We start from the raw sequence: 13815 nt of genomic DNA on the forward strand, positions 1-13815 counted from the left end.
AGCACGATGGTCTCGTTGCGGTCCGGGCCAGTCGAGATGATGTCGATCGGCGCGCCGACCAGCTCCTCGATGCGCTTGATGTAGTTGCGCGCGGCTTGCGGCAGCTCTTCCAGGGTTTTCACGCCCAGGGTCGACTCGCTCCAGCCCGGCATCTCTTCGTACACCGGCTCCAGGCCGATGTAGCTGTCGGCATCGGACGGCGCGTCGATGACGGCACCGTTCTCGTTCTTGTAGCCAACGCAGATGTTGATGGTTTCCAGGCCGTCCAGCACGTCCAGCTTGGTCAGGCAGATGCCCGAGATGCTGTTGACGTCGATGGCGCGACGCAGGATGACGGCGTCGAACCAGCCGCAACGACGGGCACGACCGGTGGTCGAGCCGAACTCGTGGCCACGCTTGGCCAGGGTGGCACCGGTCTCGTCGAACAGCTCGGTCGGGAACGGACCGGAACCGACGCGAGTGGTGTACGCCTTGGTGATGCCGAGGATGTAGTCCAGGTACATCGGGCCAACGCCGGAGCCGGTGGAGATGCCGCCGGCGGTGGTGTTGGAGCTGGTGACGTACGGATAGGTACCGTGGTCGATGTCCAGCAGCGAGCCCTGGGCGCCTTCGAACATGATGTCCTTGCCGGCGCGGCGCAGGTTGTGCAGTTCGGCGGTGACGTCGAGCATCATCGGCTTGAGCTGCTCGGCGTAGGCCATGCACTCGTCCAGGGTCTGCTGGAAGTCGATGGCCGGCTCTTTGTAGTAGTTCACCAACTGGAAGTTGTGGTAGTCCAGCAGCTCACCGAGCTTGGCGGCGAAACGCTCGCGGTGGAACAGGTCGCCGACGCGCAGGCCGCGACGGGCCACCTTGTCTTCGTAGGCCGGGCCGATGCCACGACCAGTAGTGCCGATCTTGGCTTCGCCACGGGCCTTCTCACGGGCCTGGTCGAGGGCCACGTGGTACGACAGGATCAGCGGGGCGGCCGGGCTGATGCGCAGGCGCTCGCGCACTGGCACGCCCTTCTCTTCCAGCTTGGTGATTTCACGCATCAGCGCGTCGGGAGCAACGACCACGCCGTTGCCGATCAGGCACTGCACGCCTTCACGCAGGATGCCCGAGGGAATCAGGTGCAGAACGGTCTTCTCACCGTTGATCACCAGGGTGTGGCCCGCGTTGTGGCCACCTTGGTAGCGCACTACGGCGGCAGCATGTTCGGTCAGCAGATCGACGATCTTGCCTTTGCCCTCATCACCCCACTGGGTGCCCAGGACGACGACATTCTTACCCATAACACTTGTCCTCATTCACGCAAACTTGGTTGCCGGCCCATTGCCGGCGAAGAATCTCAATGGGTCAGCGGCAGAACCTGCCAGCGCCCGTCTTGCTGAATCAATTGCCGATCACAATCCGCTTCGAAGGCAGCACTCAACGGCTGGCCAGGCAGGGCCTGGACCACACGCTGGCCTTCGTTGCGCAACTGGCAGACTTGCTGCCAGAGGGCCGCATCGCTGCTGTCGGGCATCCAGATGCCGCCAGCAGGCAATACGACCTCCGCTCGCCCCAGTGTGACCAGGGTCTTCAAATCCGTGGAGAATCCGGTGGCCGGGCGTGCCCGGCCGAAATCGGCGCCGATGTCGTCGTAGCGGCCGCCCTGGGCGATCGACTGACCTTCGCCCGGCACGAACACCGCGAACACCACGCCGGTGTGATAGTTGTAGCCGCGCAACTCGCCGAGGTCGAAGTACAACGGCAAGTCCGGGTAACGCGCCGCCAGGCGATCGGCGATCGCCAGCAGGTCGTCCAGCGCCGCCAGCACGCTGGCCGGGGCACGACCCAGGCGCACGCGGGCTTCGGCCAGCACTTCGCGGCCACCGCACAGCTCGACCAGGGCGCGCAGCATGTTGCCCAGGTCCTTAGGCAGGTCGGCGGTGAGCGCCTGCACTTCGTCGACCGCCTTGCGCTGCAGGGCGTCGAACAGCTGCTGCTCCACGTCGCCGGACAGGTTGGCGGCACGGGCCAGGCCGCGGTAGATACCGACATGGCCAAGGTCCATGTGCACATCCGGCACATCGGTCAGCTGCAGCGTGGCGAGCATCAGGCTGATGATCTCGACATCGCTGGTGGGGCTGGCGTCGCCGTACAGCTCGGCGCCCAGCTGGATCGGGCTGCGCGAGGTGGACAGGGCACGCGGTTGCGCGTGCAGCACGCTGCCGGCGTAGCACAGGCGGCTCGGGCCCTCACGGCGCAGGGTGTGGGCGTCGATGCGCGCCACCTGCGGGGTGAAGTCGGCACGGAAGCCCATCAGGCGGCCGGACTGCGGGTCGACCACCTTGAAGGTGCGCTGGTCCAGGTCCTGGCCGGCGCCGGTGAGCAGCGACTCCAGGTACTCGATATGCGGCGTGACGACCAGTTCGTAACCCCAACTCTGGAACAGGTCCAACACCTGACGCCGCGCGATCTCGATGCGCGCCGCCTCAGGTGGCAGTACTTCCTCGATGCCATCTGGCAGCAGCCAGCGGTCTACCGTTGCCATTACGCCATTTCCCCTCTGGTCCGGGCGGCCTGCCCGCAGGCGAGCCGTGAGTAAAGCAGGCATTGGCGCACAATAGCGGGCAGCACCGATCCCAGCGCAACCACCGTAGCCAACACCCTCGAATTGCCTTGCGTCCTGACCAAACCGTCAACTGGCGTTCGGCCAACCAACCTTGCAGACGCAAAAAAGCCGGGAATTTCCCGGCTGCCGCATCATACACCCCTTTTCATTCAGGATGCACCCCGCCTGGCATTTTAGCTGCCAGACGGGGTGCTTCCTTCATGAGAGCGACATCAGGGCTTGCTCTTGTCCAGGAAGCGGAAGAACTCGTTCTTCGGGTCCAGGACCAGTACATCGCTCTTGCTGGAGAAGCTTTCGCGGTACGCCTGCAAGCTACGGTAGAACGCATAGAAATCGGCGTCCTGGGTGTAGGCCTTGGCGTAGATGGCAGCCGCCTGGGCGTCGCCGTCACCGCGGGTCTCCTCCGCTTCACGATACGCCTCGGCCAGCAGCACGCGGCGCTGACGGTCGGCGTCGGCACGAATACCTTCGGCCAGCTCGTTACCCTTGGCGCGGTGCTCGCGAGCTTCACGCTCACGCTCGGTGCTCATGCGATCGAACACACTGCGGTTGACTTCCTTGGGCAGGTCGATGGCCTTGACGCGAACGTCGACCACTTCGATACCCAGCTCCTTGCTGGCCATGCGGTTCAGCGAGGCGGTGATGTCGGCCATCAGCGCGTCACGCTCACCGGACACCACTTCGTGCAGGGTACGTTTACCGAACTGGTCACGCAGGCCGCTTTCCAGACGACGCGACAGGCGCTCGTCGGCGATCTGCTTCATGCCCGAGGTCGCGGTGTAGAAGCGCTCGGCGTCCTTGACCCGCCACTTGGCGTAGGCATCGACCATCACCGCTTTCTTCTCCAGCGTCAGGAAACGCTGGGTCGGGGCGTCGAGGGTCATCAGGCGGGCGTCGAACTTGCGCACCTGGTTCACGTACGGCACCTTCACGTGCAGGCCAGGCTGGACATCCGCCTTGACCACACGGCCGAACTGCAGCAGCACCGCGCGTTCGGTTTGCGCAACGATGTAGAAGCAGTTCCAGGCGACGATCGCCAGTACCACGGCGCCGATCAGGGCGAACAGCGATTTATTGCTCATCAGCGGCTCTCCCTGGAACGCAGCGGCGGTTGTTGCTGTTGCAGGTCCTGCGCGGCGCGCGCGGCGGCGTCATTGACCGACGGCGATACGCTGACCGGAGCTGCGGTGTTGTTGCGGCTGCCTTCGACCATCTTGTCCAGTGGCAGGTAGAGCAGGTTGTTCTGCCCATCCTTGGTCGCCACCAGGACCTTGCTGGAGTTGCTGTACACCTCCTGCATGGTGTCGATGTACAGACGCTGGCGAGTGACTTCCGGCGCCTTGCGGTACTCGACGACCAGCTTGCCGAAGCGGTCGGCCTCACCCTTGGCGCGGGCGATGACTTCATCGCGGTAGCCGTTGGCGTCCTCGATGATGCGTTGCGCCTGACCACGGGCCTCGGGCACCACACCGTTGGCGTAGGATTCGGCCTGGTTGCGCGCACGCTGCTCGTCTTCACGGGCACGGATCACGTCGTCGAAGGCCTCTTGCACTTCACGCGGGGCTGCCGCGCTCTGCACGTTGACCTGGGTGACGGTGATACCGGTGCGGTAGGTGTCGAGGAAACGCTGCAGGCGCTCGCGGATATCCACGGCCATCTGCTCACGACCTTCGGTCAGCACCTGGTCCATCGAGGTGGAGCCCACCACGTGGCGCAGGGCGCTGTCGGTGGCATGCTGCAGGCTGACTTCCGGCTGGTCGACGTTGAGCACGAAGTCCTGCAGGTTGCTGATGCGGTACTGCACGGTCAGCGGCACCTCGACGATGTTCTCGTCTTCGGTGAGCATCTGGCCCTGCTTGGTGTAGGCCCGCTCGCGGGTCACGTTTTCCATGTACTTGCGGTCGATCGGCGGGAAGTAGATGTTCAGGCCGGGACCGACGGTCTCGTAGTACTTGCCGAAGCGCAGCACCACGGCCTGCTCCTGCTCGTCCACCACGTACACGGCGTTGTACAGCCAGATCGCCGCCAGCACCGCCAGGCCGATGCCCAGCAGCCCATAGCCGCCACCCTTGCCGATATTGCGGTCGCCACTGCCACCGCGTTTCTTGCCACTGCCGAACATGCCGTTCAGGCTGTCCTGCAGCTTGCGGAAGGCCTCGTCCAGATCCGGTGGACCTTTCTTGTCGCCACCACCGCCGCCGCCGTTACGACGACCGCCCCAGGGATCCTGATTGTTCGAGTTGCCACCCGGCTCGTTCCAAGCCATAGCGCTCTCCATCTGATAAAGCAAAGACGCGCCCACGGCGCGCCGTCCAATGCTACAGAATGCCTGTCACCGCTGCCCGACGACCTCGTCGGGCATTTATTGCAAAGTGTGTTGCTCGACAAACACTTGCGGCTCCATGCCTTCACGGCTGACCAGGCGATTCAGCTCGACCCTGGGCAGTCGCACACTCAGCAGGCTGCGCCCTTCTTCATCATGCTCTTCACTCTGCACGGCACCCAGGGCAAAGAATTGCGCGCGCAGGCGGGCAAACCGTTGCTCCAGGCACAGGGTTCCGACATACAGGTCGTCCCCCAGCAACTCGGCAATCGCCTGGCCAACCAGCTCCAGGCCGCGTCCATCACGTGCCGATACCCAGACCCGCTGCGGCTTGCCATCGGCATCACGCTGGATCTGCGGCTCGACATCTTCAAGCAGGTCGAGTTTGTTATAGACCTCGAGGATCGGCAAGCTCTCGGCCCCGATCTCGCCCAATACCGCCAGCACCTGCTCGATCTGCTCCATGCGCTCGGGCTCATGGGCGTCGATCACGTGCAGCAGCAGGTCGGAGTTGCTCGACTCTTCGAGCGTAGCCCGAAATGCCTCGACCAGCTTGTGCGGCAGGTGGCGGATGAAGCCCACGGTGTCGGCCAGCACGATCGGCCCCAGGTCGGCAAGCTCGAGCCGGCGCAGCGTGGGATCGAGGGTGGCGAACAGCTGGTCCGCGGCATACACCTCCGATTGCGTCAAGGCGTTGAACAGGGTCGACTTGCCGGCGTTGGTGTAGCCGACCAGCGACACCGACGGGATGTCCGCGCGCTTGCGCCCGCGGCGGGCCTGCTTGCGCTGGCTGCGTACCTTCTCCAGGCGCGCCTTGATCTGGCGCAGGCGCACCCGCAGCAGACGGCGGTCGGTTTCCAGCTGGGTCTCGCCCGGGCCGCGCAGGCCGATACCGCCTTTTTGCCGCTCAAGGTGGGTCCAGCCGCGCACCAGCCGCGTGCTCATGTGCTCGAGCTGGGCCAGTTCGACCTGCAGCTTGCCTTCGTGAGTACGCGCCCGCTGGGCGAAGATATCGAGAATCAGCCCGGTGCGGTCCAGCACGCGACACTCGAAGACGCGCTCGAGGTTGCGTTCCTGGCTGGGCGTGAGGGTGTGATTGAAAATCACCAGGTCGGCTTCGGCCGATTGGACCAGGTCGCGCAATTCCTCGACCTTGCCACTGCCGATCAGAAACTTGGCGGTGGGCTGATGCCGCGCCACTGTTACCAGCGAGACGATATCGGCGCCGGCCGACAGCGCCAGCTCCTGAAACTCCTGCGGGTCTTCGCGCGCCTCAGGGTTCTGACCTTCCAAGTGAACGAGCAGCGCTCGCTCACCACCACCGTGGCGCTCAAAGAACAATGCAGGCTCCTACTTTTTTCAAGCGTTGCCTGGCTCGCTGTCGCCGTGATCGGCATCGGACGGGCTTGGCAGGCGAACCGGACGGGCAGGTACGACAGTCGAAATGGCGTGCTTGTAGACCATCTGGCTGACGGTGTTCTTCAGCAGCACAACGAACTGGTCGAAGGATTCGATCTGGCCCTGCAGCTTGATCCCGTTGACCAGATAGATCGAAACCGGGACTTTTTCTTTTCTCAAGGTGTTCAAGTAAGGGTCTTGTAGCGAATGCCCTTTTGACATATGCCGCACTCCTGTAAGGATCAATAGTAGAAAATCAAGAAAATCGATAAATTATGCCGCCCGTCCGCAAGAATAGACGGCATTTGGCAGGGACTCAGCTCAATATGGAGACGGTCCCCAGGTATTTCAAGGTGCGGGACAGATTGTCGCAGGCCAGGCTATCCAGCCAGTGCACGCCTTCCCAGCCGCGCAACCAGGTGAACTGCCGCTTGGCCAGCTGGCGCGTGGCAATGATACCGCGTTCACGCATCTCATTCTCAGTCAGCTGACCGTCGAGATAATCCCAGACCTGTCGATAGCCCACTGCCCGTATAGACGGCAGCTCCGCGTGCAAGTCACTTCTGGCCCGCAGCGATCGGACCTCGTCGACGAAGCCCTGTTCCAGCATCTGCGAAAATCGTAACGCAATTCGCTGATGCAAAATGTGACGATCTGTAGGAGCAATCGCCAAACTCGCGACAGTATAGGGCAAATGCCCGCCCGCGCCTGCGTCTGCAGCGCTACTTTCCGCGAATTGACGCTGACGGTGGGCGGTCATGGTCTGACCGCTGACCCGATACACTTCGAGCGCACGGATCAGCCGTTGCGGGTCATTCGGATGGATGCGCGCCGCTGATTCCGGGTCCACCTCGGCCAGCTGCCGGTGCAGCTCGGCCAGGCCCAGCGTGGCGGCCTGGGCCTCGAGTTCGGCGCGCACCGCCGGGTCGGCCGCCGGCATGTCGGCCAGGCCATCGATCAGCGCCTTGTAATAGAGCATGGTGCCGCCGACCAGCAGCGGGACCTTGCCGCGCGCGGTGATCTCGGCCATGGCCTCGAGGGCATCGGTGCAGAACCGCTTGGCCGAGTAGCTTTCGGCAGGGTCGAGGATGTCGATCAAGCGGTGCGGGTGGGCGGCCAGCACCTCTTTGGAGGGTTTGGCGGTGCCGATGTCCATGCCGCGATAGACCAGCGCCGAATCGACGCTGATCAGTTCGCACGGCAGCACCTTGGTCAGCTCGATGGCCAGATCGGTCTTGCCGGCCGCGGTCGGGCCCATGAGGAATATCGCCGGAGGCTTGCCAGGCATGTCATCGCCCCCGCAGGAACAGCTTGTCCAGGTCGTCCAGCCCCATCTGGGTCCAGGTCGGCCGGCCATGGTTGCACTGGCCGCTACGCTCGGTGTTCTCCATGTCGCGCAGCAGCGCATTCATCTCGGGGATGGCCAGGCGCCGATTGGCGCGCACCGCACCGTGGCAGGCCATGGTCCCGAGCAGTTCGTTCAGGTGTGCCTGGATACGATCGCTGGTGCCGTACTCCATGAGATCGGCGAGCACATCCTGTACCAGGCGATTGGCCTCGGCCTGCTTGAGCAGCGCCGGGATCTGGCGAATCGCCAGGGTCTCCGGACCCAGGCGCTGCAGTTCGAAGCCCAGGCGCTGGAACCACTGGGCGTGCTCCTCGGCGCAATCGGCCTCGCGCTGGCTCAGCGCCAGCGACTCGGGCACCAGCAGCGGCTGGCCGCTGAGACCTTCGCTGGCCATGGCCACCTTGAGCCGTTCGTACATGATCCGCTCATGGGCCGCGTGCATGTCCACCAACACCAGGCCGACAGCGTTCTCGGCCAGGATATAGATGCCTTTGAGCTGGGCCAGCGCGTAACCGAGCGGCGGGATGTCCCCCTGGCTTTCCGGCAGGGCGGCAGGCGCGGCGGGGGCATTGTCCAGCGGCGCATAGAACTCGCGGTAGACCGCTTGCGTCTCGCCGACATTCAGCGGCTGCGACGGCCGAGGCGTGTACTGATACTGATAGCCCGCGCCGGAACCGCCCGCGGAGAACGACTGGCGCGCCTCGCCCTGGGGTTGCTCCAGCACCGGCGAAGCCAGGCGCATCTCGCCCTGCGGGCCGAACTCCCCCGCCTGGATCCCGCTCGGGCGCACCAGTTCGCTGGTCGCGGCGGGCGCGGCGAGCTGATCCTCCGGGCGCACATCGGCCAGGGCACGGTGCAAGGTGCCATACAGGAAGTCGTGGACCATCCGCCCTTCACGGAAGCGCACTTCGTGTTTGGTCGGATGCACGTTGACGTCCACGCCGGTCGGGTCGCACTCCAGGAACAGCACGAAGGTCGGGTGCCGGCCGTTGAACAGCACGTCGCGATAGGCCTGGCGCACCGCGTGGGCGACCAGCTTGTCGCGCACGGCGCGGCCGTTGACGAAGAAGTACTGCAGGTCGGCCTGGCTGCGCGAGAAGGTCGGCAGGCCGACCCAGCCCCACAGGCGCAGGCCGTTGCGCTCGACATCGATCGGCAGCGCCTGCTCCAGGAAACCCGGGCCGCAGATGGTGCCGACACGCCGAGCCCGAGCCATCTCGTCGGCGGCCTCGTGCAAGCTGAAGATGGTCTTGCCGTTGTGGCGCAGATGGAAGGCCACGTCGAAGCGCGCCAGCGCCAGGCGCCGGATGACTTCCTGCAGGTGATCGAATTCGGTCTTCTCGGCCTTGAGGAACTTGCGTCGGGCCGGGGTGTTGAAGAACAGGTCGCGCACTTCGACGGAAGTACCGACCGGGTGCGCCGCCGGCTGCACCCGCGGGGTCATGTCGCGACCCTCGGTCTCCACCTGCCAGGCCTCGCTGGCTTCGGCGGTGCGCGACGTCAGGGTCAGCCGCGCCACCGAGCTGATCGACGCCAAGGCCTCGCCGCGAAACCCCAGGCTGAGCACGCCTTCGAGGTCTTCCAGCTCACGGATCTTGCTGGTGGCGTGACGCGCCAGGGCCAGGGGCAGGTCGTCCGCAGCGATGCCGCCGCCGTTGTCACGCACCCGCAACAGCTTCACACCGCCCTGCTCAACCTCGACCTCGATGCGCCGGGCACCGGAATCGAGGCTGTTCTCCAGCAATTCCTTGGCCACCGACGCGGGACGCTCGACCACCTCGCCCGCGGCGATCTGGTTGGCCAGCCGCGGGCTGAGCAGCTCGATACGCGAACCGCCACTCATTGCTGGGACGCCAGGGCGGTGGTGGGGATGTCCAGGTGCTGGCCAACCTTCAGCTCATCGGTCTTCAGGTTGTTGCTGCTGCGCAGGCTGGCGACGCTGACCTGGTAGCGCACCGCGATCATGGCCAGTGTCTCACCGGGGCGCACCGAGTGCTCACGCGGCCCCTGGGCGATCTTGCCGCTGTCGCGCAGCCAGGCGATGTAGGTGCCCGGTGGCGGATTCTGCTGGAAGAACTGGCGCACGCCGGTATGGATCGAGCGCGCCAGGGCTTGCTGGTGGCTGCGCGTGGCCAGCTTGGCGGCTTCGTTGGCATTGGAGATGAATCCGGTTTCGACCAGGATCGACGGGATGTCCGGCGACTTCAGCACCATGAAGCCAGCTTGCTCCACCCGTCGCTTGTGCAGCGGCGTGACCCGGCCCATGTTGCCCAGCACCTTCTGCCCGACATTGAGGCTGGAACTGAGCGTGGCGGTCATCGACAGGTCGAGCAGCACGCCGGCCAGCATGCGGTCCTTGTCGTCGAGGCTGACGTTGCCGGCGCCGCCGATCAGGTCGGAGCGGTTCTCGGTATCAGCCAGCCAGCGCGCGGTTTCGGAGGTGGCACCGCGGTCGGACAGGGCGAACACCGAGGCGCCGAAGGCGGCCTTGGACGGCGCGGCGTCGGCATGGATCGAGACGAACAGGTCGGCGCCTTTCTTGCGGGCGATCTCGGTGCGCTTGCGCAACGGGATGAAGTAGTCGCCGGTGCGGGTCAGCTCGGCGCGGTAGCCCTTCTCGGAGTTGATCTGACGCTGCAGCTCCTTGGCGATATCCAGCACGATGTCTTTCTCGTGCTGGCCACGCGAGCCCGATGCGCCCGGGTCTTCGCCGCCGTGACCGGCGTCGATGGCGATGACGATGTCGCGCTTGCCGGATGGCGCAGGCGGCAGCTTGATCGCCGGTTGCGCCGGGGTCACCGGCACCGCCGGGGTGGTGGCCGGTGGCTGCGGGACAGGGGGCGGCGTCGGGTTGCTGGCCGCGATGGCGTCGGCTTCCTGGTCGTACAGGTCAACCACCAGGCGGTTGCCGTACTGGGCGTTCGGCGCCAAGGTGAAACTCTTGGGCGAGACGGCCTTTTTCAGATCGACCACCACACGCAGGTCGGTAGGCGTGCGCTGCGCCGAGCGCACGCTGGTGATCGGTGTGTTCGAGGTGGAAACGTTCAGCGGCGCGCCCAGGGTCGCGCCGTTGATGTCGATCACCAGGCGATCGGGTGCGGTCAGGGTGAAGACGCTGTGCTGCACAGGCCCGGACAGGTCGAAGACCAGCCGCGTGTTGTCCGGAGCGCGCCACAGACGCATGCTCTTGACTTGAGTGACGGCCAGAGCGTCAACGGTCACCGCGGTCAGCAGCAGCCCAACGACGGCGACCAGTGCGCGTATGCGCATACCTTTCCCCACTTACTGTTTGAATTCTTTGGCCAGAACGGCACACCAGGCTTCGCCGCGTGCCCCCTGCGGCGACAGGTTCAGCGAACGTCCGCCCGCTTGCGGGCTTATGGTAATGGTCAGGTCGGGCTTTGGCAAAACGCCTGCGCCTTTGTCCGGCCATTCGAACAGGCACAGGGCATCGCCCTCGAAATAGTCGCGAATGCCCATGAACTCGAGTTCCTCCGGATCGACCAGGCGGTACAGGTCGAAATGGAAGGCGCGGATCTCGCCGATTTCGTAGGGCTCGACCACGGTGAAGGTCGGGCTTTTCACCGGCCCTTCATGGCCCAGGCCGCGGATCAGGCCACGCGACAGCGTGGTCTTGCCGGCGCCCAGGTCGCCTTCGAGAAAGATCACGCCGTGACCTTTGGTCACTTCGGCCAGCTTGGCGCCAAAGGCGACGGTGGCTGGCTCGTCGGCCAGAAACAGGGTTATGCCTGACACGCTGAATGCTCCTCCAACAACTTTCTTATGACCGGAACCAGATCGCTGGCCGCCAGCCCTCTACCTTGAACGCCCAGGTGCTCGCCCGCGCAGGCGTGCAGCCATACCCCCAGGCACGCAGCCTGCCAGGCATCCAGCCCCTGGGCCAGCAACGCCGCCAGCACACCGGTCAGCACGTCACCCAGTCCCGCCCCGGCCATGGCCGGATGCCCGCGCCCGCACAGCGCCAGTTGGCCAAGCGGGTCAGCCACCAGCGTGCCGGCGCCCTTGAGCACGCAGACACTGGCGTAGCGACGGGCGAGCTTGCGCGCGGCGCCTTGTCGGTCGGCCTGCACCGCCTCGGTGGAGATGCCCAGCAGCCGAGCGGCCTCCCCCGGATGCGGGGTAAGGATGCTGCCACTGGGCAAGGCCAATGGCGCACCGGCCAGCAGGTTGAGGGCGTCGGCGTCCCAGACCTGCGGCAGGTGCGCATGCGTGACCGCCGACAGCAGGCTGCGTCCCCAGGCCGCCTGGCCCAGGCCTGGCCCGACCACCAGCACCGAGGCGCGGGCGAGCGGGCCGATCAATTGGTTGGCCGAACTCATGCCCAGCCACATGATCTCCGGCAGCCGCGCCAGGCCGGCGACGACATGTTCGGGGCGGGTCGCCACGCTGACCAGGCCGGCGCCGCAACGCAGCGCGGCCTCGCCGCTGAGCATCACCGCGCCGCCGGTACCCAGGTCACCGCCGATCACCAGCACATGGCCGAAGTCGCCCTTGTGGGCATCGGCGGCACGCGGCGGCAGCCTGGCCAATGTCAGGCTGCTGAGCGGTAATGGGAGGTGTTTGGTCTGAGGCATGGGGTCAAAGGCTCTGATGTCTGGCAGAATTATACGCACCTGTGCCTGTAATGCCTTATCCGTCCATGCCCGCCACGACTCCAGACATCGCCACACTGGCCCAATCGATCAAGGATTGGGGCCGCGAACTCGGTTTTGCCCATGTCGGCATCGCCGGCGTCGACCTTGGCGAGCACGAACAGCACCTGCAGCGCTGGCTGGCCGCCGGCTACAACGGCGAGATGGAGTACATGGGCGACCATGGCCACAAGCGCTCGCGCCCGGCCGAGCTGATCCCCGGCACGCTGCGGGTGATCTCGTTGCGCATGGACTACCTGCCCGGCGACACGCAGATGGCCAAGCGCCTCGCGGAGCCGGAAAAGGCCTACATCTCGCGTTATGCCCTGGGTCGCGATTACCACAAGCTGGTGCGCAAACGCGTGCAGCACTTCGCCGATCGCATCCAGGAGGCCATCGGCCCGTTCGGTTACCGCGCCTTCGTCGACAGCGCCCCGGTGCTGGAGAAAGCCTTGGCGCAGGAGGCCGGCCTGGGCTGGATCGGCAAGAACACCTTGCTGCTCAATCGCAAGGCCGGCAGCTACTTCTTCCTGGCCGAGCTGTTCGTCGACCTGCCGCTGCCGATCGACGGCGTGCAGGGCAGCGATCATTGCGGGCGCTGCCAGGCATGCCTGGACATCTGCCCGACCCAGGCATTCGTCGGGGCCTACCAGCTTGATGCCCGACGCTGCATCTCGTACCTGACCATCGAATTGCGCGGCGCCATCCCACTGGAACTGCGTCCATTGATCGGTAACCGGGTGTTCGGTTGCGACGATTGCCAGATCGTCTGTCCTTGGAACCGTTTCGCCAAGACCACTAGCGAAGACGACTTCATGCCCCGCCGGGGGCTGGACAATATCGAGCTGGCCGAGCTGTTCCTGTGGGATGAAAAGCGTTTTCTCGGCTGCACCGAGGGGTCGCCCCTGCGGCGGGCGGGGTATGAGCGGTTTTTGCGTAACCTGGCGGTGGGACTGGGGAATGCCCCTTCGACCATTCCCGTTCTGGAAGCGCTCAACGCGCGGCGGGATGATCCTTCGGAGCTGGTACGCGAGCACGTGGAGTGGGCGCTGGCTCGCCACGACGCCCTCTGACGCTTGCCGCCTCCGGCTTTGTCTTTGTCTTTGTCTTTGTCTTTGGCGATCAGAAGTCTACCCCCATAGCCCACTAGCGACAGCTGCACCAGCCCAGGCGCCGCCCGTAACTTCGCGACTTCAGTAGGCCGAACGCAGGCCTTGCGGAGGGAGGTGACGGGCATGGATGCCCGTCAAGCGCTGGGGCCCAGGATGGGCCCTGCAGCGCGGTCCTCCCGGGAGCAAGGCCGGAGCGAGGGGACCCGGAGCGCAGCGGAGGGCCGGATGAATGGAGCGCAGCGTTTTTTGGTTACTTTTTGTCGCGTTTGACAAAAAGTGACCCGCCGTAAGGGCGGAAAGGTGACTATGCGTCGCCATCGTAAATGAATGCGTTTACAACTATAAAAACCGCCGCCGACCGTCTTTGACTTTGACTTTGACTT

General features: G+C 65.1%; 12 protein-coding genes. 1 reads left to right on the forward strand and 11 read right to left on the reverse strand.

All coding sequences use genetic code 11. The features are described 5' to 3' along the window. The 11 genes from N5D48_RS23440 to N5D48_RS23490 form a co-directional block, all read right to left on the reverse strand. Nucleotides 1-1274, reverse strand: a 1274-nt coding sequence (locus tag N5D48_RS23440; protein WP_279888375.1) for an adenylosuccinate synthase, incomplete at its 3' end; no start/stop codon positions are given. A 56-nt stretch (nucleotides 1275-1330) separates the two neighbouring features. Further along, on the reverse strand, nucleotides 1331-2518 hold the full coding sequence (locus N5D48_RS23445) for an ATP phosphoribosyltransferase regulatory subunit (RefSeq protein ID WP_279888376.1): 1188 nt from the start codon (nucleotides 2516-2518) through the stop codon (nucleotides 1331-1333). Between the two features lie 293 nt (nucleotides 2519-2811). Then, entirely contained in the window at nucleotides 2812-3681 is an 870-nt protein-coding gene (gene hflC, locus N5D48_RS23450; protein WP_279888377.1) for a protease modulator HflC, read from the reverse strand. After that, nucleotides 3681-4865: an FtsH protease activity modulator HflK gene (hflK, locus tag N5D48_RS23455; RefSeq protein ID WP_279888378.1), complete on the reverse strand. Its 1185-nt coding sequence runs from the start codon at nucleotides 4863-4865 to the stop codon at nucleotides 3681-3683. Before hflK ends, hflC begins: the two co-directional genes overlap by 1 nt. Before the next feature lie 96 nt (nucleotides 4866-4961). Then, on the reverse strand, nucleotides 4962-6263 hold the full coding sequence (gene hflX, locus N5D48_RS23460; protein ID WP_279888380.1) for a ribosome rescue GTPase HflX: 1302 nt from the start codon (nucleotides 6261-6263) through the stop codon (nucleotides 4962-4964). Nucleotides 6264-6281: 18 nt separating this feature from the next. Further along, nucleotides 6282-6542, reverse strand: a complete 261-nt coding sequence (gene hfq / locus N5D48_RS23465) for an RNA chaperone Hfq (protein WP_279888382.1) — start codon at nucleotides 6540-6542, stop codon at nucleotides 6282-6284. 94 nt (nucleotides 6543-6636) lie between these two features. Further along, a complete protein-coding gene (gene miaA, locus N5D48_RS23470) occupies nucleotides 6637-7608 on the reverse strand; it encodes a tRNA (adenosine(37)-N6)-dimethylallyltransferase MiaA (RefSeq protein WP_279888385.1) in 972 nt (323 codons plus the stop codon). Between the two features lies 1 nt (nucleotide 7609). Further along, nucleotides 7610-9511, reverse strand: a complete 1902-nt coding sequence (mutL, locus tag N5D48_RS23475) for a DNA mismatch repair endonuclease MutL (protein WP_279888387.1) — start codon at nucleotides 9509-9511, stop codon at nucleotides 7610-7612. Next, a complete protein-coding gene (locus N5D48_RS23480; RefSeq protein WP_279888389.1) occupies nucleotides 9508-10938 on the reverse strand; it encodes an N-acetylmuramoyl-L-alanine amidase in 1431 nt (476 codons plus the stop codon). Before N5D48_RS23480 ends, mutL begins: the two co-directional genes overlap by 4 nt. 12 nt (nucleotides 10939-10950) lie before the next feature. Continuing rightward, nucleotides 10951-11424 carry a tRNA (adenosine(37)-N6)-threonylcarbamoyltransferase complex ATPase subunit type 1 TsaE gene (gene tsaE, locus N5D48_RS23485; RefSeq protein ID WP_279888391.1) on the reverse strand — a complete coding sequence of 158 codons (474 nt, stop codon included), beginning with the start codon at nucleotides 11422-11424 and terminating at the stop codon, nucleotides 10951-10953. Continuing rightward, entirely contained in the window at nucleotides 11412-12263 is an 852-nt protein-coding gene (locus tag N5D48_RS23490) for an NAD(P)H-hydrate dehydratase (RefSeq protein ID WP_279888393.1), read from the reverse strand. The genes tsaE and N5D48_RS23490 overlap by 13 nt, the downstream gene beginning before the upstream one ends. Before the next feature lie 65 nt (nucleotides 12264-12328). Here N5D48_RS23490 and queG point away from each other — a divergent pair, with 65 nt between their 5' ends. Then, nucleotides 12329-13393 (forward strand): tRNA epoxyqueuosine(34) reductase QueG, encoded by a 1065-nt coding sequence (queG, locus tag N5D48_RS23495; RefSeq protein ID WP_279888394.1) that lies wholly within the window; start codon nucleotides 12329-12331, stop codon nucleotides 13391-13393. Nucleotides 13394-13815: the final 422 nt, after the last annotated feature.

Source organism: Pseudomonas sp. GD03858 (assembly GCF_029840925.1).
Lineage (GTDB): Bacteria > Pseudomonadota > Gammaproteobacteria > Pseudomonadales > Pseudomonadaceae > Aquipseudomonas.

Coding starts and splice junctions, on each gene's coding strand:
- N5D48_RS23445 (WP_279888376.1), bottom strand. CDS start 2,518: ATGGCAACGGTAGACCGCTGGCTGCTGCCAGATGGCATCGAGGAAGTA.
- hflC (WP_279888377.1), bottom strand. CDS start 3,681: ATGAGCAATAAATCGCTGTTCGCCCTGATCGGCGCCGTGGTACTGGCG.
- hflK (WP_279888378.1), bottom strand. CDS start 4,865: ATGGCTTGGAACGAGCCGGGTGGCAACTCGAACAATCAGGATCCCTGG.
- hfq (WP_279888382.1), bottom strand. CDS start 6,542: ATGTCAAAAGGGCATTCGCTACAAGACCCTTACTTGAACACCTTGAGA.
- miaA (WP_279888385.1), bottom strand. CDS start 7,608: ATGCCTGGCAAGCCTCCGGCGATATTCCTCATGGGCCCGACCGCGGCC.
- mutL (WP_279888387.1), bottom strand. CDS start 9,511: ATGAGTGGCGGTTCGCGTATCGAGCTGCTCAGCCCGCGGCTGGCCAAC.
- N5D48_RS23480 (WP_279888389.1), bottom strand. CDS start 10,938: ATGCGCATACGCGCACTGGTCGCCGTCGTTGGGCTGCTGCTGACCGCG.
- N5D48_RS23490 (WP_279888393.1), bottom strand. CDS start 12,263: ATGCCTCAGACCAAACACCTCCCATTACCGCTCAGCAGCCTGACATTG.
- queG (WP_279888394.1), top strand. CDS start 12,329: ATGCCCGCCACGACTCCAGACATCGCCACACTGGCCCAATCGATCAAG.